The sequence below is a fragment of the Hyphomonas sp. genome (assembly GCF_041398385.1).
Lineage (GTDB): Bacteria > Pseudomonadota > Alphaproteobacteria > Caulobacterales > Hyphomonadaceae > Hyphomonas.
In genome coordinates this window covers 190,935-212,628 of sequence record NZ_JAWKUW010000005.1, presented here as the reverse complement: position 1 = coordinate 212,628, position 21,694 = coordinate 190,935, and the positions used below count along the sequence as shown (strand labels likewise).

General features: G+C 62.6%; 19 protein-coding genes and 1 pseudogene. 11 read left to right on the top strand and 9 right to left on the bottom strand.

Annotated features, from left to right (window positions below; translation table 11 throughout):
* Positions 1–1,057, top strand: a pseudogene (locus tag R3C13_RS11845) (DNA ligase-associated DEXH box helicase); the annotation flags it as partial.
* A 3-nt stretch (positions 1,058–1,060) separates the two neighbouring features.
* Here R3C13_RS11845 and R3C13_RS11840 read toward each other — a convergent pair.
* Positions 1,061–2,635, bottom strand: coding sequence for a pilus assembly protein TadG-related protein (locus R3C13_RS11840; protein WP_371311035.1), 1,575 nt, complete (start codon positions 2,633–2,635; stop codon positions 1,061–1,063).
* A 254-nt stretch (positions 2,636–2,889) separates the two neighbouring features.
* Here R3C13_RS11840 and pdeM point away from each other — a divergent pair, with 254 nt between their 5' ends.
* Positions 2,890–3,612, top strand: coding sequence for a ligase-associated DNA damage response endonuclease PdeM (pdeM, locus tag R3C13_RS11835; RefSeq protein ID WP_371311034.1), 723 nt, complete (start codon positions 2,890–2,892; stop codon positions 3,610–3,612).
* Here the strand turns inward: pdeM and R3C13_RS11830 are convergent.
* Entirely contained in the window at positions 3,609–4,640 is a 1,032-nt protein-coding gene (locus R3C13_RS11830; RefSeq protein ID WP_371311033.1) for a TIGR00341 family protein, read from the bottom strand. The genes pdeM and R3C13_RS11830 overlap by 4 nt on opposite strands.
* A 319-nt stretch (positions 4,641–4,959) precedes the next feature.
* On the opposite strand from R3C13_RS11830, the gene R3C13_RS11825 reads away from it, so the two are divergent.
* On the top strand, positions 4,960–5,088 hold the full coding sequence (locus R3C13_RS11825; protein WP_371311032.1) for a hypothetical protein: 129 nt from the start codon (positions 4,960–4,962) through the stop codon (positions 5,086–5,088).
* A 16-nt stretch (positions 5,089–5,104) separates the two neighbouring features.
* Here the strand turns inward: R3C13_RS11825 and R3C13_RS11820 are convergent, their stop codons facing one another.
* Complete coding sequence (locus R3C13_RS11820) at positions 5,105–7,057, bottom strand: TIR domain-containing protein (protein WP_371311031.1); 1,953 nt, start codon at positions 7,055–7,057, stop codon at positions 5,105–5,107.
* 412 nt (positions 7,058–7,469) lie between these two features.
* Between R3C13_RS11820 and R3C13_RS11815 the strand changes: the two genes are divergently transcribed.
* On the top strand, positions 7,470–7,661 hold the full coding sequence (locus tag R3C13_RS11815) for a hypothetical protein (RefSeq protein ID WP_371311030.1): 192 nt from the start codon (positions 7,470–7,472) through the stop codon (positions 7,659–7,661).
* 217 nt (positions 7,662–7,878) lie between these two features.
* On the opposite strand, the gene R3C13_RS11810 is transcribed toward R3C13_RS11815, so the two are convergent.
* On the bottom strand, positions 7,879–8,100 hold the full coding sequence (locus R3C13_RS11810; protein ID WP_371311029.1) for a hypothetical protein: 222 nt from the start codon (positions 8,098–8,100) through the stop codon (positions 7,879–7,881).
* Positions 8,101–8,319: 219 nt separating this feature from the next.
* On the opposite strand from R3C13_RS11810, the gene R3C13_RS11805 reads away from it, so the two are divergent.
* From R3C13_RS11805 to R3C13_RS11785, 5 genes are all read left to right on the top strand, one after another.
* The gene (locus R3C13_RS11805; RefSeq protein ID WP_371311028.1) at positions 8,320–8,619 is read left to right on the top strand and encodes a hypothetical protein; all 300 of its coding nucleotides are present in this window, start codon (positions 8,320–8,322) and stop codon (positions 8,617–8,619) included.
* 279 nt (positions 8,620–8,898) lie between these two features.
* Positions 8,899–9,492 (top strand): hypothetical protein, encoded by a 594-nt coding sequence (locus R3C13_RS11800; protein WP_371311027.1) that lies wholly within the window; start codon positions 8,899–8,901, stop codon positions 9,490–9,492.
* 216 nt (positions 9,493–9,708) lie between these two features.
* Positions 9,709–10,326, top strand: a complete 618-nt coding sequence (locus R3C13_RS11795) for a helix-turn-helix transcriptional regulator (RefSeq protein ID WP_371311026.1) — start codon at positions 9,709–9,711, stop codon at positions 10,324–10,326.
* Between the two features lie 67 nt (positions 10,327–10,393).
* Positions 10,394–11,896, top strand: coding sequence for an aspartate aminotransferase family protein (locus tag R3C13_RS11790; protein ID WP_371311025.1), 1,503 nt, complete (start codon positions 10,394–10,396; stop codon positions 11,894–11,896).
* A gap of 52 nt (positions 11,897–11,948) precedes the next feature.
* Positions 11,949–12,863, top strand: coding sequence for a LysR family transcriptional regulator (locus R3C13_RS11785; RefSeq protein WP_371311024.1), 915 nt, complete (start codon positions 11,949–11,951; stop codon positions 12,861–12,863).
* A 204-nt stretch (positions 12,864–13,067) separates the two neighbouring features.
* On the opposite strand, the gene R3C13_RS11780 is transcribed toward R3C13_RS11785, so the two are convergent.
* The 4 genes from R3C13_RS11780 to R3C13_RS11765 all read right to left on the bottom strand — a co-directional run bounded on the left by R3C13_RS11780 (position 13,068) and on the right by R3C13_RS11765 (position 17,643).
* A complete protein-coding gene (locus R3C13_RS11780; protein ID WP_371311023.1) occupies positions 13,068–14,948 on the bottom strand; it encodes a hypothetical protein in 1,881 nt (626 codons plus the stop codon).
* Positions 14,945–15,805 carry a hypothetical protein gene (locus R3C13_RS11775; protein ID WP_371311022.1) on the bottom strand — a complete coding sequence of 287 codons (861 nt, stop codon included), beginning with the start codon at positions 15,803–15,805 and terminating at the stop codon, positions 14,945–14,947. Before R3C13_RS11775 ends, R3C13_RS11780 begins: the two co-directional genes overlap by 4 nt.
* A gap of 69 nt (positions 15,806–15,874) precedes the next feature.
* Complete coding sequence (locus R3C13_RS11770) at positions 15,875–16,339, bottom strand: Dps family protein (RefSeq protein ID WP_371311021.1); 465 nt, start codon at positions 16,337–16,339, stop codon at positions 15,875–15,877.
* A 92-nt stretch (positions 16,340–16,431) separates the two neighbouring features.
* Complete coding sequence (locus R3C13_RS11765) at positions 16,432–17,643, bottom strand: pyridoxal phosphate-dependent aminotransferase (RefSeq protein WP_371311020.1); 1,212 nt, start codon at positions 17,641–17,643, stop codon at positions 16,432–16,434.
* A 241-nt stretch (positions 17,644–17,884) separates the two neighbouring features.
* Between R3C13_RS11765 and R3C13_RS11760 the strand changes: the two genes are divergently transcribed.
* Complete coding sequence (locus R3C13_RS11760) at positions 17,885–18,187, top strand: hypothetical protein (protein ID WP_371311019.1); 303 nt, start codon at positions 17,885–17,887, stop codon at positions 18,185–18,187.
* Positions 18,188–18,225: 38 nt separating this feature from the next.
* Positions 18,226–20,100 (top strand): excinuclease ABC subunit UvrC, encoded by a 1,875-nt coding sequence (uvrC, locus tag R3C13_RS11755; protein WP_371311018.1) that lies wholly within the window; start codon positions 18,226–18,228, stop codon positions 20,098–20,100.
* On the opposite strand, the gene R3C13_RS11750 is transcribed toward uvrC, so the two are convergent.
* The gene (locus tag R3C13_RS11750; protein WP_371311017.1) at positions 20,101–21,588 is read right to left on the bottom strand and encodes a M20 family peptidase; all 1,488 of its coding nucleotides are present in this window, start codon (positions 21,586–21,588) and stop codon (positions 20,101–20,103) included.
* Between the last annotated feature and the right edge of the window lie 106 nt (positions 21,589–21,694).

Sequence of the window (21,694 nt, the reverse complement as noted above, 5' to 3'; positions counted from 1 at the left end):
GGGGGGATTGCGGACTCGTGGCGGCTCCCCCCTCCGTCAGCCGGCTTCGCCGTCTGCCACCTCCCCCGCAAGCGGGGGAGGAGAACGCCGAACTATCCGCGCCGGCCACAAGCTGGGCGAGATGGAAGAATATTTCCTGTCGCAGCTGACGCCCGGCGACACCTTCCTCTTCGGCGGCGAGGTGCTGCGCCTCGTCGGCATTGACGGGCTCGATGCCCTTGTCGTCCGCGCCGTGGGGGATCGTCCGGCCATCCCGTCCTATAATGGCGGCAAGTTCCCGCTGACGACCTTCCTCGCTGACCGCGTGCGCCACATGATCCACGACCCGGCGCAATGGACCGGCCTGCCGGACCCTGTACGCGAATGGTTCGAAATCCAGCGCCTGCGCTCCGAAATTCCGCCGCCGGACCATCTCCTGGTCGAGACCTTCCCGCGCGGCGACCGGCATTACCTTGTCACCTATCCCTTCGAGGGGCGCCTCGCGCACCAGACGCTGGGCATGTTGCTGACGCGGCGGCTGGAGCGCATCGGCGCCAGGCCCACGGGCTTTGTCGCCAGCGAATACGCCATGGCTGTCTGGGGCATGGAGGACATGGGCGGCCTCGACATGAACGCCCTGTTCCATCCGGACATGCTGGGCGACGACCTCGAAGCCTGGCTGGACGAGAGCGCCCTGATGAAGCGCACCTTTGCGCACTGCGCCCAGATTTCCGGTCTCATCCACCGCAACCTTCCGGGCAAGGAGAAAAACTCACGCCAGGTGAGCTTCTCCACCGATCTCATCTATGACGTGCTGCGCAGCCACGAGCCGGACCACATCCTGCTGCAGGCCGCCCGGCAGGATGCCGCCACGGGCCTCCTCGACGTGCGCCGCCTTGGCGAGATGCTGGTGCGCATCGAGGGCCGTATCGACCATATCCCGCTCGACCGGATCAGCCCCTTCGCCGTGCCGGTCATGCTCGAGATCGGCAAGGAGCCGGTGTTCGGCGCCAGCGTGCAGGACGCCATTCTCGGCGAGGCCGAGAGCGACCTCGTGCGCGACGCCATGCGCGTCTGACGCTTACTTCGACAGGTAAAGCTGCAGGATGTCGTTCGAGATCTTGGCGAACGCCGCGTCCAGCTGGTCGGCATCCGGCACGTCGAGATAATGCGAATCCGACGAAGCACAGCCGCGCAGCAGGTTGTCGGACCGGCTGTCAGCCAGTTCGAGGCGGATCGTGTAGATCGTCACGCCATCGGCCTTGGCATTGCTGCAGGCCTCCAGCGTGCGGGCGTCCATGGCGTCCCAGATCTGCTGCTGGGTCGCGCCGGCCGGGGCCCCCGGCAGGTTGCCATTGTTGATATAGCCATAGGCGAAATAGTCGGAGCCGCGCGCGTCGGAACGATAGTTCACATGATTGTTGCCGTCCGACAGCAGCACGATGATCTTGTCGACATTCTTGTTCGACTTCGGCGCGCCTTCCGAGAACGGAGCGCCATGGCTCAGCATGCGCCACGCCCACATGATGCCTTCAGTCGTGTTGGTGCTGCCGGCCGCCGTCAGGGCGCCGATCTTGGCTTTTGTCTTGCTGACGCTGGTCGTCAGCGGCAGGACTTCTTCCGACTCGCACAGCGAGTTCGGGCCGCTGTAATTGTTCGAGTCGACGAAGAACTTGTACGGCGTCTGTGTGCTGACGTTTGACCATTTGTTCGGGAACGCGGCGTCGGCGGTCGAATTGATGCCGTACTTCTTCACATTGCCGATCTTGTCGAGCATTGTGCCCCAGGTCGCCACATCGTTCACATAGGTGTTCGGATACATCCACTTGTTGTCGAGATCGTCCGGCACGAAGACCGGCGCGAACAGCGTGTCCGGATCGGAATTGGTGGCCACTTCATCCGTCACGTCATAAGGCGGAAGGCGCGCTTCCACACAGCCCGTCCAGTCCTTCTTCAGGTGCTTCATCAGGGCAAAGCGGTTGACGTTCGGGATGAGGTTGTCGGCGCTGCGCTTCGACTTGCCGGCATCGTCCATCCACTGTTCGGCTTCCTTGCCGGATCCGACGCGAACCGTCGCGGCAAACGGCACCACGGCAAACTTCACGCCGTCCGACGCCGTCGTCGCCGTGCTCAGCCGGTCGACCAGCTGGTTTGCCGAGGTTTTCAGGTTCGCCAGCTTGTTGCCGGTCATCGAGCCGGTCGTATCGAGGGCGAGCGCCACTTCGAACTTGCGCTCCGACATTTTCACTTCCGACGATGCACTCAGCGGCAGCGCGGAAATGCCGATCAGGCCGAGCAGCGTCGCATCGGTTGAGCCGCTCATGGTTGCCTGGAACGTGTCGCCCACGCGCTTGACCGAGAAATTGTCGACGACGACCAGGTCGCCTCCCATCTCTGCATCGAAATAGGCGCGGGCGCCGGCCGTCAGGTCGTTATTGTTGGTGTTCTCCGGCTGCAGCGCCGCCTGCAGGATGGCGGCGTCGATCGCCGACTGCGCCTTGGATTTCATCGCGCTCTGGCGCGCAAAATCGATCGTTGCACCGGCCACGACCAGCAGCGGCAGCAACATAATGGCGAACATCATGGCGGTATTGGCGCGACGATCCTTGATGAAGGCCTGCACCAGGCCGCCGTCGCGGCGCGGGGAAAGGGTCATATTCCATCTCATGCCGGCGACTATGACATGGGAAGATGAGAGGCTCGCTAATCCGGAAAATTAGTTTCCGCGCCGCGGTTAACACCTGATTCACGGATGAGTGCCCTGAAATGCCGCCTGTTTTATTCACTGCAGGATACCGGAAATAGAACTTCTCCCCCTGAAGGTGAGGCGCCTCCAGCTTTCTGGATGTTTTGCGGTAGGGATCAGGGCGATTGATTTTGCGCCCGGCTGGCGCGAGACTCGCCCCCGACATGACCGCCCTTGCCCCGCAATCCACCTCCACCTTCCTGCACGTTGCGGGTGAGCTGCTGACGCCGCTGCCGGAAGGGGCGTTGTGGTGGGCGGCCCGGCGCCTGCTTGTGGTGTCTGACCTGCACCTGGAGAAAGGCAGCGCCTATGCTGCCCGCGGCCAGATGCTGCCGCCCTATGACACCGGCGCGACCCTTTCCGTGGTCGAGCGCCTCGCGGCCGCGCTGCAGCCCGAAACCATCCTCTCCCTCGGCGACAGTTTCCATGACCGCGCGGCCGATCTGCGCCTGCCGGAAGCCTATGCCGCCCGCATCCGCGCGCTCACCGCCGCGCATGACTGGGTCTGGGTGGAAGGCAACCACGACCCCGACCCGCCCGCCCATCTCGGCGGCCGGGCGGCGAAAACCCTGCGCCTCGGCCCGCTCGTCTTCCGGCATGAGCCGGAAGGGGAGGCGGGCGAGATCGCCGGCCACCTCCACCCCGTTGCGAAAGTCAAAGGCCGTGGCCGAACCGTGCGCCGCAAATGCTTCGCCAGCGACGGCGCCCGCCTCGTCATGCCCGCCCTTGGCGCCTTCACCGGCGGCCTCAACGTGCTGGACGACGCCTTCGCCAAAGTCTTCCCCGAAGGCCTCACCGCCTTCGCCCTCGGCGAAGACAAGGTCTTCGTCCTCTCCGGCGCGAGTTTGCTGGGAGACGTGCCGACCGGCGTCAGGTGGAAGCTCTAGGCAGGCTCACCCGTCCAGGCGATTCCGAGAAAGAGGCGGCCTGTGATCATGGCAATGAACAGTAGAAGCACGACAATCCATGTGGCGAGGACGCCCAGCGTGATCCGCCACCGTTTCGGCGGCAATCCCTGAATCAGGAACGCCGCGATGCCGGCAATGTTGATGCACACAAGGTTGCTGGCGAACAGGAACAGGGCCCGCAGGCCAAGCGCCGGGTGGCCATCCCCGAAATACAGGCCCGCGGCGGAGAGAGGCGGGACAAGCGCCACCGCGATCATCACGCCGACCAGAGAGGATGAGGCGCCCTTGTTCAGGGCCAGCACGCCGGCTGCGCCGGAGGCGAGCGCGAGTGCGATGTCGCCAAGATGAACCATGGTGCGGCTGTACAATTCCGGCGTCAGGGGATCGAAATCGATCATGATGCTGAGCAATGTGGTAAAGATGAGCACGCTGACCGCACCCACAGCGAGCGTGCGGGCCGCGCGCCAGGCCAGGGCGGCATTGCCGACAGTGCCGGCGAGCGCCAGCGACAGGGTTGGCCCGAGCAGGGGTGCGATCACCATGGCGCCGATGACGATGGCCGTCTGGCCGCTACGCATGCCGAGCGCAGCGATCAGGGCCGACAGGACAACCGTCAGCAGGTATTCGGGCGTCAGCGCAATCGAGTCGACCACATCGTCGTAAATCTCGTCCGTGCTCCGCCGGTCGCGGCTCAGGAATTTCTCAAGTGATGTCGGTTCACGGGCAGGCGTCCCATCTACAGCACCCGCCACTTCGGGCTCCACAAGCGGCGGTATGATCGCCTGAAGCTCCAGCACAAGGGCGGAATAATCCTCGCTGTCTCCCAGAGTTTCGCTCAGTCCTGCCAGCAGGTTTTCGACGTCATGACTGACCACGATGGCGGAAAATTTCTCGCGCCCGTCGGGGACGCTCTCCTGCCAGAGCCGCGCGCTGCAACCTTTGAGCAGGCTCCGGGTCCGTTCGACATCGGCATCTCGCACGATCACTTCAACGAGACGCGATGACATGCCTTCTGAACCTTCCGGATGTTTACGTCAGACTAAACGGGATGCGGCATTTCCGGAATACGGTAAGACCACGGGGGGCGATCTCCCTTTTCCGAGGATACCCGCGCAGGCGGGTATCCATCTCCTGAGCTTTCCTTTCGCACTGCAGGTGCGATCCGGAGATGGACCCCTGCCTCCGCAGGGGTCTTCGGAGAGGGGGCGCTGGAGCGGGGAATACTTGGCTCCCTCTCCAACACCCCACCTCCCAAACCTCACCGCATCCCGCCAGAAGCCCGCCCCTCAATCCGGCAGGCCGTGAACCCGGGCCACGCTCCCGCCCATGACAGACCTCGCCGCCTTCTGCCGCGAAGCCATCGCCGCCCTCATCCTCCGCCGTCTGATCTTCCTGATGGCGCTGTCGGTTGAGCTTGCGCCGATCCTGCCGCGCGAGCAAATTTGGTTGGGGTAGGGATCCGGAAGTGCGTTCAGACGAACCCCATTTTTTCTGCGATAGCGAGATAGCGCGGTTCGTCGTAGAGCGAACGCAGAATGGGGTCGCTGTACATCAAAACCATGCCGCCATCGCGCAGCGCATAGGCTGTCTCAAGTGCGCTCAGCGCATTTTCCGTTTCTCCCCAATCGGCGTAAACTTGTGCGTATTGGTAGTGGGAGTCATCACCCTGGGTCGAGATTAACTCTTCCAGCAGAGCCTGCGCCCCATCCACATCGCCTTTGCGATGCGCCAGCATGGCCAATCCGGGAAGGCGACGCACGGGGACTTCGGCCTTGTTAAACGCTGTTTCAGCAGCGGCCAGATTGCCGCTGAACATGTAAGAATAACCCAGACGCGCATATATGGAACGATAGTTCGGCGATAGCGCCAGCGCATATTCAAACGCATTGATGGCCTCGTCGTAGAGTCCGGCTTCATAATAGCCGTTGCCAATCGCGCGGAAGGAGAGGGGATCGATGGGATCGACTTCTTTCAATGTTTCAAGAATTGGTATGGCTTGCTTCGATTGCCTCTTGCGGGAAAGAAAAGTGCCATATCGGTTGAGGATAAGCGGGTCTTCTGGCGCAAGGTCATATGCTTTGGCGAAAGGCTCGGTCGGTGACCTGAAATCCAGCTTTGCCGCTGCAAACGTATACCCCAGAACGGTGTAAGCGTTGGCGAAATCGGGCGCCAATTGTGTTGCCAGGCGCGCGGACGTGACAGCTGCATCATAGTAATCGGTGCGCTCTTCAGTATCACTGTACAGATTGGCAATCATGACCAAAGCCTGCGCGCGTGAGGCGTGCGCGTCCGCAAAGGTCGGGTCGAGGGTGATTGCGCGATCAAAGTAGGCCAGAGCCGCTCTGTCGCTCGCTTCATCTACCGGATTGGCATACAGATCGTTCCCGCGCAGCCAGGCGTCAAAGGCTGCAAAATTATCGGTGCCGCCAGGCCGGTTGGCCCCTTCCAATTCAGCAGCTTTCCCCATGAGCGCGACAAGCGATTGCGTGACCGAATTACCGATCTCACTTTGCAAAGCAAAAATATCGGTGAGAAAGCGCTCATAGTTTTCCGACCATTGGGTCAGGCCCGTTTTTCCCTCTGATAATTCGGCGGTTATCTTCACGATATTTTCCATCTTCTGTATTTTGCCCGACAGAAGATGCGTAATGCCAAGAGCACGAGCCGTATCGGACGGGTCGTCATAATCCCGCGCCGCAATTTCAGAAGATGCTGCCCCCACGACGCGAAGCCCGGCACGCCTGATAAGCTGGTTACGGATTTCCGCGGTCAAACCATCGGCAAAATAGTTCTGATCCGGATCGCCGCTCAGGTTCTCGAAGGGCAAAACGGCCACGCCGACCTCCTGATCGCTGCCCCACACATTTGTCCCCCGCAATGTGAGCATTCCGCCAACAAGAACCATTGCCGTAGCGCCGGATCCAATCATCAGATCACGCCGGCTGATCTTGAGGCGTTTTTTACGCTCGGTGACAAATGGGCGGGCCTTTTGGTCGTGCAAAATTTCGAGGGCGCGCAGAGCATTCTGGATCGGACCGCTATCCGGTCTTGTCAGGCACCCCGATATGTCGATCGCCTGAAACTGTCCAAAGCCGAGCGGTGGCAGGCTCCCATCGATGGAAAGTGGCACGAGCCGACCTGTGTCCCGGCCGCGGCTCGCTTCATCCTGAACCCAGTGGGACTCCCGGGAGGTCTTCGACCATAGAACAACGACCGCCCTGGCGTTTTCGAGTGCGGCGTGCGTGATTTTCGAATACTGCGCGCCACCTTCGAGCAAGCCATCCCACCAGGTCGGGAAACCGGCGTCTTCCAGAATTTTGATTAAAGCCACCGCCTGTTCCCGATCTGCTCGAGAATAGCTGAGAAAAACGGTATACCCCTCGGTGGAAGGCAGGTCGTCAGCTGTGGCGCGATCATCTTCCATCGAGTGCGGCGTTTATCCCTTCAAAAACTAAGCTTTTGATAGACCACTTGAAACTTCGATGAAAGCTTGAAGACGTTTGACGCAAAACGCAGTGTTCATACCAAACGCAAAAATCCGCCCTTAGACGTGGTCGGTTTGATCGGGCAAAGACGATGGGGGTGAAACGGATACCACACCAGCGCCTGCTGCTGGGATCAATCAGCGCTCTCGCGAATGTCCGCTTTTAGGAACTTCCTGCCGGGCGGCTAATGACTTGTTTTAGGATGATTGAGCCATTCCGATTCCCAAAAAAAGAGGCGCGCTTCAGGCAACGCAAGCCTCAGCGATTCAATTTCAGATATCACTATACTCCCCTGCCTTCGCAGGGGTCTTCGGAATAAGAGGCGGTCGAATTTTTTTGTCTTACGGCGTTGTGGCAACGAACAGAGAACCAGCTGAAGTCAAGCGCGCCCTCGGCGCCTTCACCTGCGGCCTCAACGTGCTGGACGAAGCCTTCGCCAACGGGAGCCTCACGGCTTTTGCCCTCGGCGAAGACAAGGTCTTCGTGCTCTCCGGCGCAAGTTTGCTTGGGGACGTGCCGAGTGGGGTGAGGTGGAAGTTGTGATCCTCCGACCCCAACGAACCCAGGCTGCGCAAAGCCTCCGGCATGCACCGCAATCGCCAGGGACCAAGTGTCTCGATTGAAACGAACCTGCCGTTCGCGTCTCAGGCAGCCACCGGCGCAGATTGGCCCTTTTCGGCCGTTGGCCCAATCTTCGGTTTGAGCGAATTTGGCAAGAGGCGCGGCAACAACCTCTGACCCGCCCCCAGACGGCTCGCGCCTAGAATGTGATCAGGCGATAGGCGTCTGCCAGGTACCAGGACAGGTCCAGTATCTCTTCGGCACCCCGTATCAGTTTTTCCCGAACAAGCGCGACGCCGCTGGCGGCAACGCCTTCGGTTGCGCCGAACAGATCTGCGCACGCGCTGAAGGCACCGACAATCTTGTCGCTGACAGCGTCATAGACGACGTTCGCGGGATGCGTCGGCTTTGTGAATTCCACAGTCCGGCATGCGCCAGCGCCCTGAGAAATCAAGGCGGCCTCTTGGTTCTTTTCTTTCAATTCCAGGGTCAGGAATAAGGCATCGGTACATTTGCGTGCTTCGCGCGTGAGGCGGGCGCGCCAAAAGGAAAAATGCAGAGAATTGTTGTGTGCGAGTTTACTCGATCTTCAACCGCGGAGCCTAATGTGCCGTACAGGTGGAAGTCCGGGAGTTGAGTCATGCCGGCTGAGTCTCAACCGCGCAACGCGGCGGCCAAGAAGCCGTCGTCACAAGGGACGCTTGTCCTCGGCCTAGGCGTGTATCTGGCGGCCGAGGCAATCACGTTCACGGTGCATACGGTCTATCTGTTTGCCTACGCACTCAGCTCCATCACCATTGCGCTGGCTGTGGCGCACTCAGGCAAAGAACTAATGGGTGGGCCGCGCAACTTGTGGGCGCCGGCCGTGCTGGTTGCAGCGCTGGCATCCAGCTGGGCCATCGGTTTGCGCACGTTCTCGCTGTTTGCGTTAGCTACATAAGCAAACAGCTGTGTGACCACTTCCGGCGAATTTTTGCCTTTCGAGATACGGATCGCCAATGTCCTGATTCCGGAATCAGGCAGGCATTCCAATCTGCACCCATGGGCGGTGCGATCCGGAGATGGATACCTGCCTTCGCAGGGGTCTTCGGAGAGGGGACGCTGGAGCGGGGACTAATCGGCCGCCTTTCCAACACCCCGCCCCCCAAACCTAACCACATCCCGCCAGAAACCCGCCCCTCAATCCGGCAGGCCGCGAACCCGCGCCACACTCCGGCCCATGATAGACCTCGCCGCCTTCTACCGGGAAGCCGTCGCCGCCCTCATCGGTGCGGTGGAGGCGCTTGGCCAGCGCGAGGGGCTTTACCGTGCGCCGCAGACGCTGCTCAAATCGGCGCGGCGGCGGTGCCTCAACCAGCTGCGCCTGTTCGCCCTCATCCTCCGTCGTCTGATCTTCCTGATGGCGCTGTCGGTTGAGCTTGCGCCCGTCGCCCCGCGTGAGGGGCGCAATTATTTCGACGCCGAAGACACCGCGTCCCGGCCGCGCTGGCGCGGCCTCCGCCTCGTGCCCTCCGTGTCCGGAGCCTTCCCGGAGCTTCTGCGGAGCCTTCCCGGTGTCTTCTCGCCCGGCCCGGCGGATGCCGCGCCGGTGATCGAGCGCTGGGGCCAGCTGTTCTACGCCCTGCATCATCGGGAACGCCGCGCCCGGCGGCTCGCCCGCACGCTGCAGCGCTGGCAGGCAGCCGGGGAAGGGCGGCCGGCTGTGCGGCCTCTGGAAGGAGTGCATCGCCTGACGCCGCGGCTCGGCCTCATCGCCGGGGCCGTGACTGCCCGGCTCGACATGGCCCTCGGCGTCTGGCCCGACACGGGCTGACCTGCGCGACAATTTCGCCTCCCGCCGGAGCGCCAGACGGCGTGTCCGGTCCGCAGCGCACCCCTCTCCCTCCGGGAGAGGGGCTGGGGGTGAGGGGTCGCGAAGGTCCAACATGCAAAGGGCGTACTTTACCATAGGACAATATTCCTCCCTCGCTTGACCCTAGGCAAATAATCCTATAGCGCTGTTTCCGCAGGAAATGCGGAGCATCGCCCCATGCAGCATCGGGATATCTGGCGCGGGATTGACCAGCTCGCCGCCCATCACGGCCTGACGCCTTCCGGCCTTGCCCGCCGCGCGGGGCTCGATCCCACCGCCTTCAACCCGTCCAAACGGGAAGGCGCAGATGGCCGCCCGCGCTGGCCCAGCACCGAAAGCCTCGCCCGCGTTCTGGAGGCGGTCGGATCGGGCTTTGACGATTTCGCCGCCCTGGTCGACGGCCGCCGCGGCGCCATCGCTCCCCTGATCGGCTTCGCCCAGGCCGGGCAGGACGGCTTTTTCGATGATGCCGGCTTCCCCGTCGGCGGCGGCTGGGACGAAGTCCGCTTCCCCGGCCTCGGCACTGAGACCGTCTATGCCCTTGAAATCAGCGGCGATTCCATGGAGCCCGCCTACCGCGCGGGCGACCGCATCATCGTCGCCCCCGGCGCCGAGGTGAAACCCGGCGACCGCGTCGTCGCCAAAACCGTGGGCGGCGAAGTCATGGCCAAGGTGCTCGCCCGGCGCAATTCCCGCCTCGTCGCCCTCGCTTCGCTCAATCCCGACTATCCCACACGGGAGTTCCGTCCGAACGAGATCGCCTGGATCGCCCGCATCCTCTGGGCCAGCCAATAGACTTTGTTGACATCCCTATGACACATCATGCTTTGCAAAGTCTGCAAAACCGGGCGAATACGCGAGCATGACTGACAAGCCTTACGACGAACCCACCCCGCAGGAATCCCTCGACCCGGAAAACTGGGAAGAATTCCGCGCCCAGGCCCGCCGCATGCTGGACGCCGCAATCGACCGGATGCAGGGCAGCCGGCAGGGCCGGGTCTGGACCGAGCTGCCGGAGGGCATCAAGGACCAGCTGAAATCCCCCTTGCCGCATGAGGGCTGGGGCACCGAGGACGTGATGGAGCGGATGGAAACCCTGCTGCCTTATGGGGCCGGGAACACCAATCCGCGCTTCTTCGGCTGGGTCCACGGCTCTGGCACCCCGTCGAACCTGCTCGCCGACATCGCCGCCTCCGCCATGAACGCCAATGTCGGCGGCCGCGACCATGGTGCGATCTATGTCGAAAAGCAGGTCATCCGCTGGTGCCGCGAACTGTTCGACTTCCCCGAGACCGCCAGCGGCATCGTCGTCTCCGGCACCTCCATGGCCACTGTCATTGCGATGAAAGTCGCCCGTGACGCGCGGCTGAACTTTGCAAGCCGCAAGGACGGCGTCTGCGGCCACGGCCTCGTCGGCTACACCTCGACCGAGACGCATTCCTGCGTCGCCCGCGCTTTCGACCTGATCGGCCTCGGCACCAATGCCCTGCGCCGCATCCCGGCCGATGACCGGTTCGAGATCGACATGGATGCCCTCAAGGTCGCCATCGCGAAAGACCGCGAAGCGGGCCTTACGCCCTTTGTCGTCATCGGTACGGCCGGCACGGTGAATGTCGGCGCGATCGACCCGCTGGAAGACCTGGCCGATCTTTGTGCGGAAGAAAACATGTGGTTCCACATTGACGGGGCCTTTGGCGCGCTGGGTGTCCTGAGCGAACGGGTGGCAGGCCGCCTGACCGGGGTGAAGCGGGCCGACTCGCTCGCCTTCGATTTCCACAAATGGCTGCATGTGAACTATGATGCCGGCTTCGCCCTCATCCGCGACGAGACGCTGCACCGCGCCGCCTTTACGGATCGTCCCGACTATCTGAAAGCCAAGGAGCGCGGCCTTGCCGGCGGCAATCCGTGGCCGGTGGAATACGGTCCTGAGCTCAGCCGGGGGTTCCGTGCGCTGAAGGTCTGGGCGCAGTTCGCCGAGTTCGGTGTCGATCGCCTCGGCCGCATGATAACCCGCAACTGTTATCAGGCGTCTTATCTCGGTGAGCAGGTTGAGCAGACGCCGGGCCTTGAACTGATGGCGCCCGTCGCACTCAACATCTGCTGCTTCCGCCATGTCGAACCGGGCCTGCCGGATGCCGTGCTCGATGCGATGAACGACGAGATCGTTATCCAGCTGCAGGAGCAGGGGATCGCCGCGCCATCCACCACGCGCCTCAAGGGCCGGCTCGCCATCCGGGTCAACATCACCAACCACCGCACCGCGCGGCGTGACCTCGACATCCTGTTGCAGGAAGTCATCCGCATCGCGGCGTCCGATGAGGTGGCGGCTGTGAAGGATGAGGCATTGAAGGCCGTGCAGCAGTAAGGGGCGAGACTCCGCTTGCCGCACCGGCAAGAAAGCGTCACAAGTCTCCGCCATGGATTGGGGCAAACTGAGATCCTTTCACGCCGCCGCTGAAGCCGGCAGCCTGACCTCTGCCGGGGACCGGCTTGGCATTTCGCAATCGGCCGTCTCGCGCCAGATCGCGGCGCTGGAGGAACAGCTCGGGGTCTCCCTGTTCCAGCGCCATGCGCGCGGCCTTGTGCTGACCGACAGCGGCCACACCCTGTTCCGCTCGACCATGGAAATGGCGCAGGCAGCCCAGTCCGCCAACACCGCCCTTCGCGACCAGCAGGAAACCCCACAGGGCGAGCTGATCGTTTCGGCGCCGGTCGCGTTTGGGTCTACCTGGCTGGTGCCGCGCCTTGGTGGGTTTGTGCGCAAGCATCCGGACCTGCACCTGGACCTCCGCCTCGACGACCAGCGCGATTATGACCTCCTGAAACTGGAGGCAGAGTGCGCCATCCGCCTCTGGGCGGCCGACAAGGCGGACCTGATCCAGCGCAAGCTCGGCACCGTTGCGACGAACCTCTATGCGGCGCCGGAATACCTCAAGGCCAACGGCATGCCCCGCACGCCGCAGGATCTCGATAATCACCGGATCATTGCCTATGGCGACGAGTCCTCGCCGCTGCATGAGATGAGCTTTGCCTGCCGCGTCGGCCGGGACGATGCCCCGCCGCGCCCGGCGACGCTGAAGGTCAATAACGTATTTGCCATGCTGCGTGCGGTGGATGCAGGGCTCGGCATCGCCGACGTGCCGGACTACATGGCCTCGACCATGCCGCGGCTCGTCAAAGTGCTGCCGGAGAATGTCGGCCCGGTCTTCGATCTTTACTTCATCTACCCCAGCGACCTGCGCCGTTCGAAGCGGGTTGCCGCTTTCCGGGATTTCGTGACGGCGGAAACCGAGTCCCTGCGCCGGTCAGCCATGCGACAATCCGCCACTTAACAAGTGTTCATCCTGCATAATTGCATAGGTGATCTGACGCACTGGGTGTTGTGCACCTGCGAAAAGAGACTACATTTCAGTCATGCCAAGGGTCCCGGGCATTAACCCGATCCTTCCTCCGATTGGGCGTTTCCTCCCCCTTCGGGACCCGATACTCAAAGCCCGGCGCGGTCTACGCAGCCGGGCTTTTTTTCTGCCAATTGTTCAGCCGCGGTTTCGGAAGAAGAAGAACCAGACCGAAAACCCGACGACCAGGACCAGGGCCGTTAGGGCCGAAATGCCGAAGGCGAACAGGGCCATCCAGTCACCCGGATTCGCAAGCGACAGCTTGTTGTTCAGCACGTCGGCCCAGTTGAACATCAGCTGGAACAGGCCAAACACACCGAGCGCGCCGAGCAGGACACTCATCGCCGACTCGTCCCGCTTGGACATGCGCGCTTCCCGGTCCCGCGTCTGGCTTTCGACATTAGAAACGAGGCGTTCCACGTAGTCGTTACGCCGGGCGATACCGCGTAGCTGGGTCATCTTCTCAAACACATCGCCCTCGGTATCGTACCGAAAGATGTTCATGTAGCGGTCCCGGTAATAGGCCTCGTAGGGGCCAGTGCGGAAATCGTAGAAGTGCCGGGCGGCCTCGCGCAGGCTGGAAGCGTTATCCGCCCGCACATCGCTGACCAGCTGCAGCGCGGCATCCTCATATTCGCGGGTCAGGAACTCATTGTGCATCGACAGGATGTGGATGAGGAAGGCGTAGGGGCAGGTGCCGATATAGTCGTTCGCCGTCTCCAGGCTGCGCGACGACTGGACATAAGTGATCATCGCGCGCGGATTGGCATACCGGATGAACTTGCGTTCGGCTTCCTGTGCTTCGTTCTCGGGATAGATTGGATCGAGCGAGTCCAGGACTTCCGAGGCATCCTGGTTAAGAAAGTCGATGATGTTCTGGTTGAAGCCGGCGAGGAACATGTAGCGCAGCGCTTCGGGCGCGTCCGCGGTCGCGGAGAGGGGCGTGCCATCCGGCAGCTTGTAGGACAGGAGTTTCGACCAGAACGCGGCATCGAGCCGGTAGGTCTGGTCGGTATTCGGAGCGCTTTGCAGGGCGTCTTCCAGGCAAGCGCCGCAATGGGCGCCAAATTCCTCGTCCATGCGCGTGCCACGCTGGACCGGCATAAGCGTTGTCGGGTCAACGGGCAGAAGCTGGTCGAAGAAGGTCTTGTCCTGGAAGAAGAAGAGCAGGCGCGAGACCGGCATTTCGAGGCCCGGAACTTCGATGAAGGGGGCCTGCTGGATCAGGGTGTCGAAACTGGCCGCCGGCAAGGCCTTCTTCGGCGAGCCTTTCGCCTTGCCTCCGGCGGGCCTGGCGACATGGCGGCTGAGCGCAGCAAAGAGATGCGCTGCATCTGTATCGAAACAGGTCCGGACATAATGCCAGAATGGCATGTCTTTGCCGTCCGTTGAAATTGTGACCGCGTCGATCGCCTGGATTCCGGTCCTGCTGTTTGTGACCCGTGCGGGGCCGTCATGTGCCGGCGCATCTGCAGCGAACGGGAACTCCTTTGGCGCAGCGACCTTCTGCAGGAGCGACAGGAAATAGAGGTCAGCAATCGAATGGGTGTAGTCGTACCGGATGGACAGGTGGTACGAGAGCGCGCCGTTGACATGGGCATACCAGAACCGGCGCACCCGCAGGGACCGTTTCCGGTTGAGCCCTTCGAGCGAATTGACCGACTGGGCGCCTTCGGTTTTCCAGATGATCGTGTCCGGCACGTCAACGGTGACAAATTCCGGTCTCTGGCCGCCGAGCGCGCCAAGCAGGAAATCGTCGATGCGTCCGCGCCGCTCCCGGTCGGCAATATCGTTGAACAGCGGATCGACGGCATCGCGCAGCTTCGCCGAATTGAGATAGCCTGGCTGGAACTGTTCCACGCTCCTTGGCGTCAGCCGTGATCCGAGTGTCGCGGCCACCTTTGCCTCTGAAATATACATCGACAGCGTGATGTAGAGCGACCTGTCCTCGCATCGCTCGTTGCCGTCGTCGTCTAGCAGTGCGGCGCCGTTCTGCATGGAGTAGGAGTCCTCGCTCATGGGGCTGTCTTCAGCGTGGCTGCGCGGGCAAAGACATCGTCAAATCCCCTGAGCGGGATCTCTTGCCCGTTGCGGCAGGCTTCGCGCAGGAGGTCCAGCTGGTGCGCCGCGACGGGCACGTCGTCAGGGTCGTTTCCCTTCAGCACCGTGACGGCAAAGAATCGCTCAAGATGCGCGAGAAATTCGCAGGCGGGCAGGGCGTTCGATGCGGCGCCCATGACGCCGAGCAGCAGGTCCGACTCCGATGACTGGCTGTCGGACAGCGGCGGCTGGCGGTAGGGGAAGGCGACAAGCCGGGCGCCGCGCCGGTCCCAGATCCTCAGGCGCTCGACCTGATCCAGCCCGGCATGCCCGCTGTCGCGCTCATAGTCCTCCGCACTCATTTCGACCGGGTCGTTAATTTCGATGAAGATGAGCGGGCCGGTGCGGCCTGTGCCATACAAGGCCTCGGCTTCCTCGCGGACGAGGTGCAGCAGCTTGCCGAACAGGCCCCGCCGCCGCTGGCTCTTTTCGACGAAGATGTAGCTGAGCGACACCGTCACCGGTCCGCCCGTGCCGGCGAAGACAATGAAATTCGCCGCCGCAACCGGCCGGATGGCGCCGTCTTCGAACAGGGCGATGATAAGTTCCCGGTAGTCGCCGTACCGTGCGCTCAGGGTCTCGTGGGCAGAGCCCTGGTTCAGCCGCAGGCAGGCGCGGAAGCCTTCAAGGTCTTCCTTCTCGTCTTCCAGGATAAAGGCCGCGTCATAGGCGGCAAAGAAGGCCGGCAGCCAGGGGCTTTCGGCGCGCTCGATATAGCGCGCGACAAGGCCGGGGCCGGCAGGCCTGGTGCGGTCATCTTCAAGGTCGGACGTCATGGCCGCCAGTGATGACTGACGGCCAGACAGTGTCAACTTGTTCCGGTGAGCGGCGTGCCGGACGGCGGTTCAGATGCTGGCGCGCAGCATCCAGGCCGTCTTCTCGGCAATCGTGGCCCGCTGGGTCATCAGGTCGACCGTCACGGCATCGCCGTTCGCCTCGGCGACCTTGATGCCTTCCTTGGCGGCGCGGCTGACCGCTTCATGGCCCTTGGCCAGGTTGCCGATCATGTCCTGGGCATCGGGGATGCCGTTGTCGGGCTTGATCGTGGCGAGGTCCATCATTTCGCCGGGCGAGCCGGGGGCGAAATGGCCGAGGGCGCGGATACGCTCCGCGATCTCGTCGAGCGCGGCCCAGAGTTCGGTGTACTGGGTCATGAACATGGCGTGCAGGCTGTTGAAGCTGGGGCCTGTCACGTTCCAGTGGTAGCCGTGCGTCTTGGCATAGAGTGCGTAGGTTTCGCCCAGCAGCTTGCGCAGTGCTTCGACCGAGCTTTCGCGCTGGGCATCAGTCAGTCCGATATCCATAGGCATGGGAATATCCTCTCTCTTGGTTATGCCCAAGAGATGGGCCCCCGTTGCCGCCGGCGCCAATTGAAAGGCCCCGGCCGACCTATAGGAAAAATCTATCTCAAAGCCTCACAGAAGCGCTGGATGCGGACAAGGGCCTCTTCCAGTGCGGCATCCGACGTGGCGTAGGATACGCGGAAGGCCGGCGACAGGCCAAAGGCAGCACCGAAGACGACCGCAACTTTTTCCGTTTCCAGAAGTTCACGGGCAAAATCCTCGTCCGTCTCGATCACATTGCCGGACGGGGCTGTCTTGCCGAGCACGCCCGCACAGGAGGGATAAACATAGAAGGCGCCTTCCGGCATCGGACAGTGCAGGCCGGGGCATTTGTTGAGGCCCGCGACCACCATGTCGCGGCGCTTCTTGTAGGCCGCGCGCATAACGGGAAGGAAATCCTGCGGGCCGTTTAGGGCCTCGACGCTGGCCCACTGGCTGATCGAGCAGGGGTTGGAAGTGGTCTGGGAAATGACTTTTCCCATCGCCTTGATGATCTTGTCCGGCCCGCCGGCATAGCCGATGCGCCAGCCGGTCATGGCATAAGCCTTTGATACGCCATTGATAGTCAGCGTCCGGTCCCACAGGGCGGGCTCGACCTGGGCGATCGTGGTGAACTCGAAATCGTCATAGACGAGATGCTCGTACATGTCGTCGGTCATCACCCAGACCTGTGGATGGCGCAGCAGCACATCGGCCAGCGCCTTCAGCTCGGCGCGCGTATAGGCGGCGCCGGTCGGGTTCGACGGTGAGTTGAGGATCAGCCATTTGGTCTTCGGCGTGATGGCGGCTTCCAGCGCTTCCGGCGTCAGCTTGTAAGCCGTGTTCTGGCCGCATTCGACCTTCACCGGTTCGCCGCCCGCCATCAGCACCATTTCCGGGTAGGACACCCAATACGGGGCAGGGCAGATTACTTCGTCGCCGGGGTTCAGTGTTGCGACGAGGGCATTGTAGATGACCGGCTTGCCGCCGGGGGCAACGTGGATCTGCGCAGGCGTGTAGGTCAGGCCGTTCTCGCGCTTGAATTTGGCGCAGATCGCTTCCTTCAGTTCCGGAATGCCGTCGGCCGGCGTGTACTTGGTCTTGCCGTCGCGGATCGCCTTGATGGCAGCGTCCTTGATATTGTCCGGCGTGTCGAAATCAGGCTCGCCTGCGCCGAGGCCGATCACGTCATGGCCTGCACGTTTCAGCTCGGCAGCCTTGGTGGTGACGGCGATCGTAGCGGAGGGTTTGACGCGCTCAAGCGCGTCCGACAGGCGGAGGTCAGCGGCCATGGGGCATTCCTTGCAACCGACCCGGCACCAGCGCCGGGGCCGCGCCCGCCTTACGCTTCAGGCGCCTGCTTCGCAAGGGCGAAACCCGCGGCATTTCGGACAATCCGGTGGTTAATGGAGCGTTGGCAGCCGCCCGAAAGTTTCCGGCCAGTGCTTCGGGGAGTTTTCAGCCGGAAATGCGAAAAAAGCGGATGGCGCGGGGGCGCATCTGGATCTTCCCAGGACGGGAAGGGAGGCAACAATGAGCACCAGGCAGGGCGGCTCATTTTATGAGACGACATGGGACGAATTCCTGATTGTGGCACAGGATTTCGTCGATGACACAACGGATTGGCTGAACGGTCTCACGGATGTCGAGCGCCTGATGGGCCTATGCATCTTCATTCTGCTGCTGTTCCTTCTGACGATTGTGAACTCTTCCAAGAGAGAGCAGGAACCCGGCAAGGCGCGCAGTTTCACCGGCGCCTTCCTGTTGATCGTTACGTTCAGCTTCGTCGCCGGCCTGCTGATCGACAGCCCCTACGACCCCCGGAACTTCCTGTAGCGCTCGCATAAGGCGCCGGCCTCGCCTATTTTGAGGCGATGGAGACCGAATCGCCCGGCGCGGCCCCCCTCCGGGGCGTCGACGTCATCAAGGACAATCTGACCCGCCTGCCGGCGAAGCCCGGCGTCTACCGCATGTTCGGGGACGTCGACGAAGTCCTGTATGTGGGCAAGGCTCGGAACCTGAAGGCGCGGGTGTCGAACTATGCCCGCCTCGGTGGTCACACCCAGCGCATCGCCCGCATGATCTCGATGACGCGGCGGATGGAATTCGTCGTTACCGAAAGCGAGACCGAGGCGCTATTGCTGGAAGCGAGCCTCATCAAGAGCCTGAAGCCCCGCTTCAACGTTCTGCTGCGGGACGACAAATCCTTCCCCTACATCCTGATCCGCCGCACGCACGAGGCGCCGCAGATCCGGAAATATCGCGGCTCGAAACATGACGAAGGTGACTATTTCGGCCCCTTCGCCAGCGCCGGGGCGGTGATGCGCACACTCGACACGCTGCAAAAGGCTTTCCTGCTGCGCACTTGCGAGGACAGCGTATACAATGTCCGCACACGTCCCTGCATGCTGCATCAGATCAAGCGCTGTGCGGCGCCGTGCGTCGGCCTGATTTCAATTCCGGATTATCAGGAGCTGGCCGATGAAGCGGCGGACTTCCTGCGCGGCAAGGGGGCCGACCTGCAAAAGCGCCTCGCGGCGGAGATGGAAGAGGCCTCCAACGCGATGGACTTTGAACGCGCCGCCGCCCTGCGCGACCGGATCCGCGCGATCGCGCATGTGCGCGGCAGCCAGGATGTGAACCCCGAAGACATCGAGGAAGCTGACATCTTCGCCATCGCCATGGAAGGCGGCGTATCGTGCGTACAGGTCTTCTTTATCCGTGCCGGGCAGAACTGGGGCGCGACCGCGCATTATCCGCGCCATGAGCGCGATCAGACGACGGAGGAAGTGCTCGCCGCCTTCCTCGCTCAGTTCTATGACAAACGCCCGCCGCCGCGCCTGATCCTTGTCTCGCACGAGCCTGAACAGGCCGACCTGATTGCCGAAGCGCTGAGCATGAAGGCCGGCCGGAAAGTCGAGATCCGCAGGCCGGAGCGCGGCAGCAAGAAAGATCTTGTGGCACAGGCGGCGCGCAATGCCAGCGAGGCGGTCACGCGCAAGCTCGCCGAGTCCGCGAGCCAGGCGCGCCTCCTCGGCGAAGTGGCCAAGGTGTTCGACCTGCCGAAGCCGCCGGAGCGTATCGAGATCTACGATAACTCCCACATCCAGGGCTCGAATGCCGTAGGCGGCATGGTCGTCGCGGGCCCTGACGGCTTCCTGAAGAACGCCTATCGCAAGTTCAACATCAAGGATTCCAAGCTGGAGCCCGGCGACGATTACGGCATGATGCGCGAAGTCATGCGGCGGCGCTTTTCCCGCGCCAAGAAGGAACGGGAAGAGGGAGACGCCTCCAACTGGCCGGACCTCGTTCTGATCGATGGCGGCCTCGGCCAGCTAAATGCCGTAATCGAGGCGCTTGCCGAAATAGGTCTGACCCCGGAGGATGTGACGCTCGTCTCAATCGCCAAGGGTGTCGACCGGAATGCGGGGCGCGAGCAGTTCTTCCGCCCCGGCCTTGCGCCGTTCAAGCTGCCGGAAACCGCGCCGGTGCTCTACTATCTCCAGCGCCTGCGCGACGAGGCCCACCGCTGGGCCATCGGTGCGCACCGCCAGAAGCGCTCGGCCGACATCGCGAAATCACCGCTCGACGAAATCGAAGGCATTGGCCCTGCGCGCAAGAAAGCGCTGCTCCACCATTTCGGATCCGCCAGGGGCGTCTCCCGCGCCAAGGTGGCGGACCTGATGGAAGTCGAAGGCGTCAACGAAGCCCTCGCCGAACGCATCCACGGGCATTTCAATGGGGGCTGATCAATCCCCCTCATCCATGCCGAGGATGATCTGGGCGAAGCCGGTCGAGATGCGGCCCATGTTTGCGACGCTCATGCGCTCATTGGTGCCGTGGAAGCCCTTGAAATCGTCCGGGGTCAGAATGGCCGGCGAGAAGCGGTAGACATTCGGCGTGATCGCGGTGGCGTAGCGGGCATCTGTTGCGCCGACCACAAGTGCCGGGGCAACCGGGGCGCCTTCGCCCGTGGCTTCCGCGACGCTTGCCAGCACGGCATAGGGCCGCCCGTCGGTGGGCGAAACGGGGGAGGCATTGCCTTCGCCCTCCGGTGGCGGCAGGACTTCGATGCCTTCAATGTTCGCGGTGACCTTCTTCACATGCTCAACAACATCGGCAACCGTGTCGTTGGGATGAACGCGGAAATTGACCGTTGCGATAGCCCGCTGCGGTAGCACGTTTTCCTTCACCGAGCCTGTCAGCATGGTCGGCGCCGTGGTTGTGCGGATCATCGCATTCCCCGGGCCGGATTTCGCCGTGGAGCTTTCCACCATGCCGCCGAACAGCCAGAGATTGGAGAGCGCCATACGCTGCATGAAGGGCATGTCCGGCGCGGCTGCGCGGAAAAGATCCGACACCGGAGGTTTCGAGAAATCGGCCGGCATCTGGTTTTCGTCGAGGGCGATGATGGCCTTCGCGAGCCTGACGTTCGCGGAATCGCGTGGCGGCATGGAAGAATGCCCGCCTTCGCCGATCGCAGTGACACTGAGCGTGACATAGCCTTTCTCGGAGACACCGATCATGCCCATGCGCTTGCCCGTCATTGGGGAGGGGTCGAGCACGGCAAAGCCTTCATCGACGGCCATGACGGGTTCGATGCCGCGGGATTTGAGCAGCGCGATTCCCGCATGCGCGCCGGAACCGAGGACTTCCTCGTCATGTCCGAATTGCAGGATGATCGTGCGTTTCGGCTGGAAGCCGGATTTTGCCAGTGCCTCGACTGCTTCCATGATGCCGATGAGGTTGCTTTTATCGTCCAGCGCTCCGCGGCCATAGATATAGCCGTCGATAATTTCACCGGCGAACGGCGCGCCGGTCCAGTCGCCTTCCGTGCCGATATTCACCGGAACCACATCCTGGTGGGCCATCAGCATCAGGGGCTTCAGGGAAGGATCAGATCCCTGCCATGTGTAGAGCAATGTCAGCGTGCCCGGCACGAGTTCGCGCGTCATTGCGGCATGGGACGCGGGATAGGTCGTCGCCAGCCAGTCATGCAGCTCCAGCCATGGGCCTTCCGTGCCGGGGCGGGGGTCGCCGTTCGCCAGCGTGATGGTCCGGAACTGGATGGCTTCGGAGAGGTGCTGCGCAGCCTCATCGGCCGAAATTGCAGGCGCTGCCGGCAGGTCGATGCGTGCGCCGACCGGGGCGCCGCCATAGGTGAAGGTACGATAGAGCACCACAGCGGCGATGACCACGATCAGGGCCAGAAGACCCAACAGAAGTTTCCTGAACATGACGAAGCCCTCTTGCGCGCGATACCGCGCATCCTGACGCGACGGTTGCGGCTCGCTTCCGCTTCGTCAAGCCGCAGCGCAGCAAAAAAATGACTTGCCCGTCACG

Bases quoted from the DNA above. Each gene is read 5' to 3' on its own strand.
- R3C13_RS11840 (WP_371311035.1), bottom strand. From the start codon at position 2,635: ATGACCCTTTCCCCGCGCCGCGACGGCGGCCTGGTGCAGGCCTTCATC.
- pdeM (WP_371311034.1), top strand. From the start codon at position 2,890: ATGACCGCCCTTGCCCCGCAATCCACCTCCACCTTCCTGCACGTTGCG.
- R3C13_RS11830 (WP_371311033.1), bottom strand. From the start codon at position 4,640: ATGTCATCGCGTCTCGTTGAAGTGATCGTGCGAGATGCCGATGTCGAA.
- R3C13_RS11825 (WP_371311032.1), top strand. From the start codon at position 4,960: ATGACAGACCTCGCCGCCTTCTGCCGCGAAGCCATCGCCGCCCTCATC.
- R3C13_RS11820 (WP_371311031.1), bottom strand. From the start codon at position 7,057: ATGGAAGATGATCGCGCCACAGCTGACGACCTGCCTTCCACCGAGGGG.
- R3C13_RS11805 (WP_371311028.1), top strand. From the start codon at position 8,320: ATGCCGGCTGAGTCTCAACCGCGCAACGCGGCGGCCAAGAAGCCGTCG.
- R3C13_RS11800 (WP_371311027.1), top strand. From the start codon at position 8,899: ATGATAGACCTCGCCGCCTTCTACCGGGAAGCCGTCGCCGCCCTCATC.
- R3C13_RS11795 (WP_371311026.1), top strand. From the start codon at position 9,709: ATGCAGCATCGGGATATCTGGCGCGGGATTGACCAGCTCGCCGCCCAT.
- R3C13_RS11790 (WP_371311025.1), top strand. From the start codon at position 10,394: ATGACTGACAAGCCTTACGACGAACCCACCCCGCAGGAATCCCTCGAC.
- R3C13_RS11785 (WP_371311024.1), top strand. From the start codon at position 11,949: ATGGATTGGGGCAAACTGAGATCCTTTCACGCCGCCGCTGAAGCCGGC.
- R3C13_RS11780 (WP_371311023.1), bottom strand. From the start codon at position 14,948: ATGAGCGAGGACTCCTACTCCATGCAGAACGGCGCCGCACTGCTAGAC.
- R3C13_RS11775 (WP_371311022.1), bottom strand. From the start codon at position 15,805: ATGACGTCCGACCTTGAAGATGACCGCACCAGGCCTGCCGGCCCCGGC.
- R3C13_RS11770 (WP_371311021.1), bottom strand. From the start codon at position 16,339: ATGCCTATGGATATCGGACTGACTGATGCCCAGCGCGAAAGCTCGGTC.
- R3C13_RS11765 (WP_371311020.1), bottom strand. From the start codon at position 17,643: ATGGCCGCTGACCTCCGCCTGTCGGACGCGCTTGAGCGCGTCAAACCC.
- R3C13_RS11760 (WP_371311019.1), top strand. From the start codon at position 17,885: ATGAGCACCAGGCAGGGCGGCTCATTTTATGAGACGACATGGGACGAA.
- uvrC (WP_371311018.1), top strand. From the start codon at position 18,226: ATGGAGACCGAATCGCCCGGCGCGGCCCCCCTCCGGGGCGTCGACGTC.
- R3C13_RS11750 (WP_371311017.1), bottom strand. From the start codon at position 21,588: ATGTTCAGGAAACTTCTGTTGGGTCTTCTGGCCCTGATCGTGGTCATC.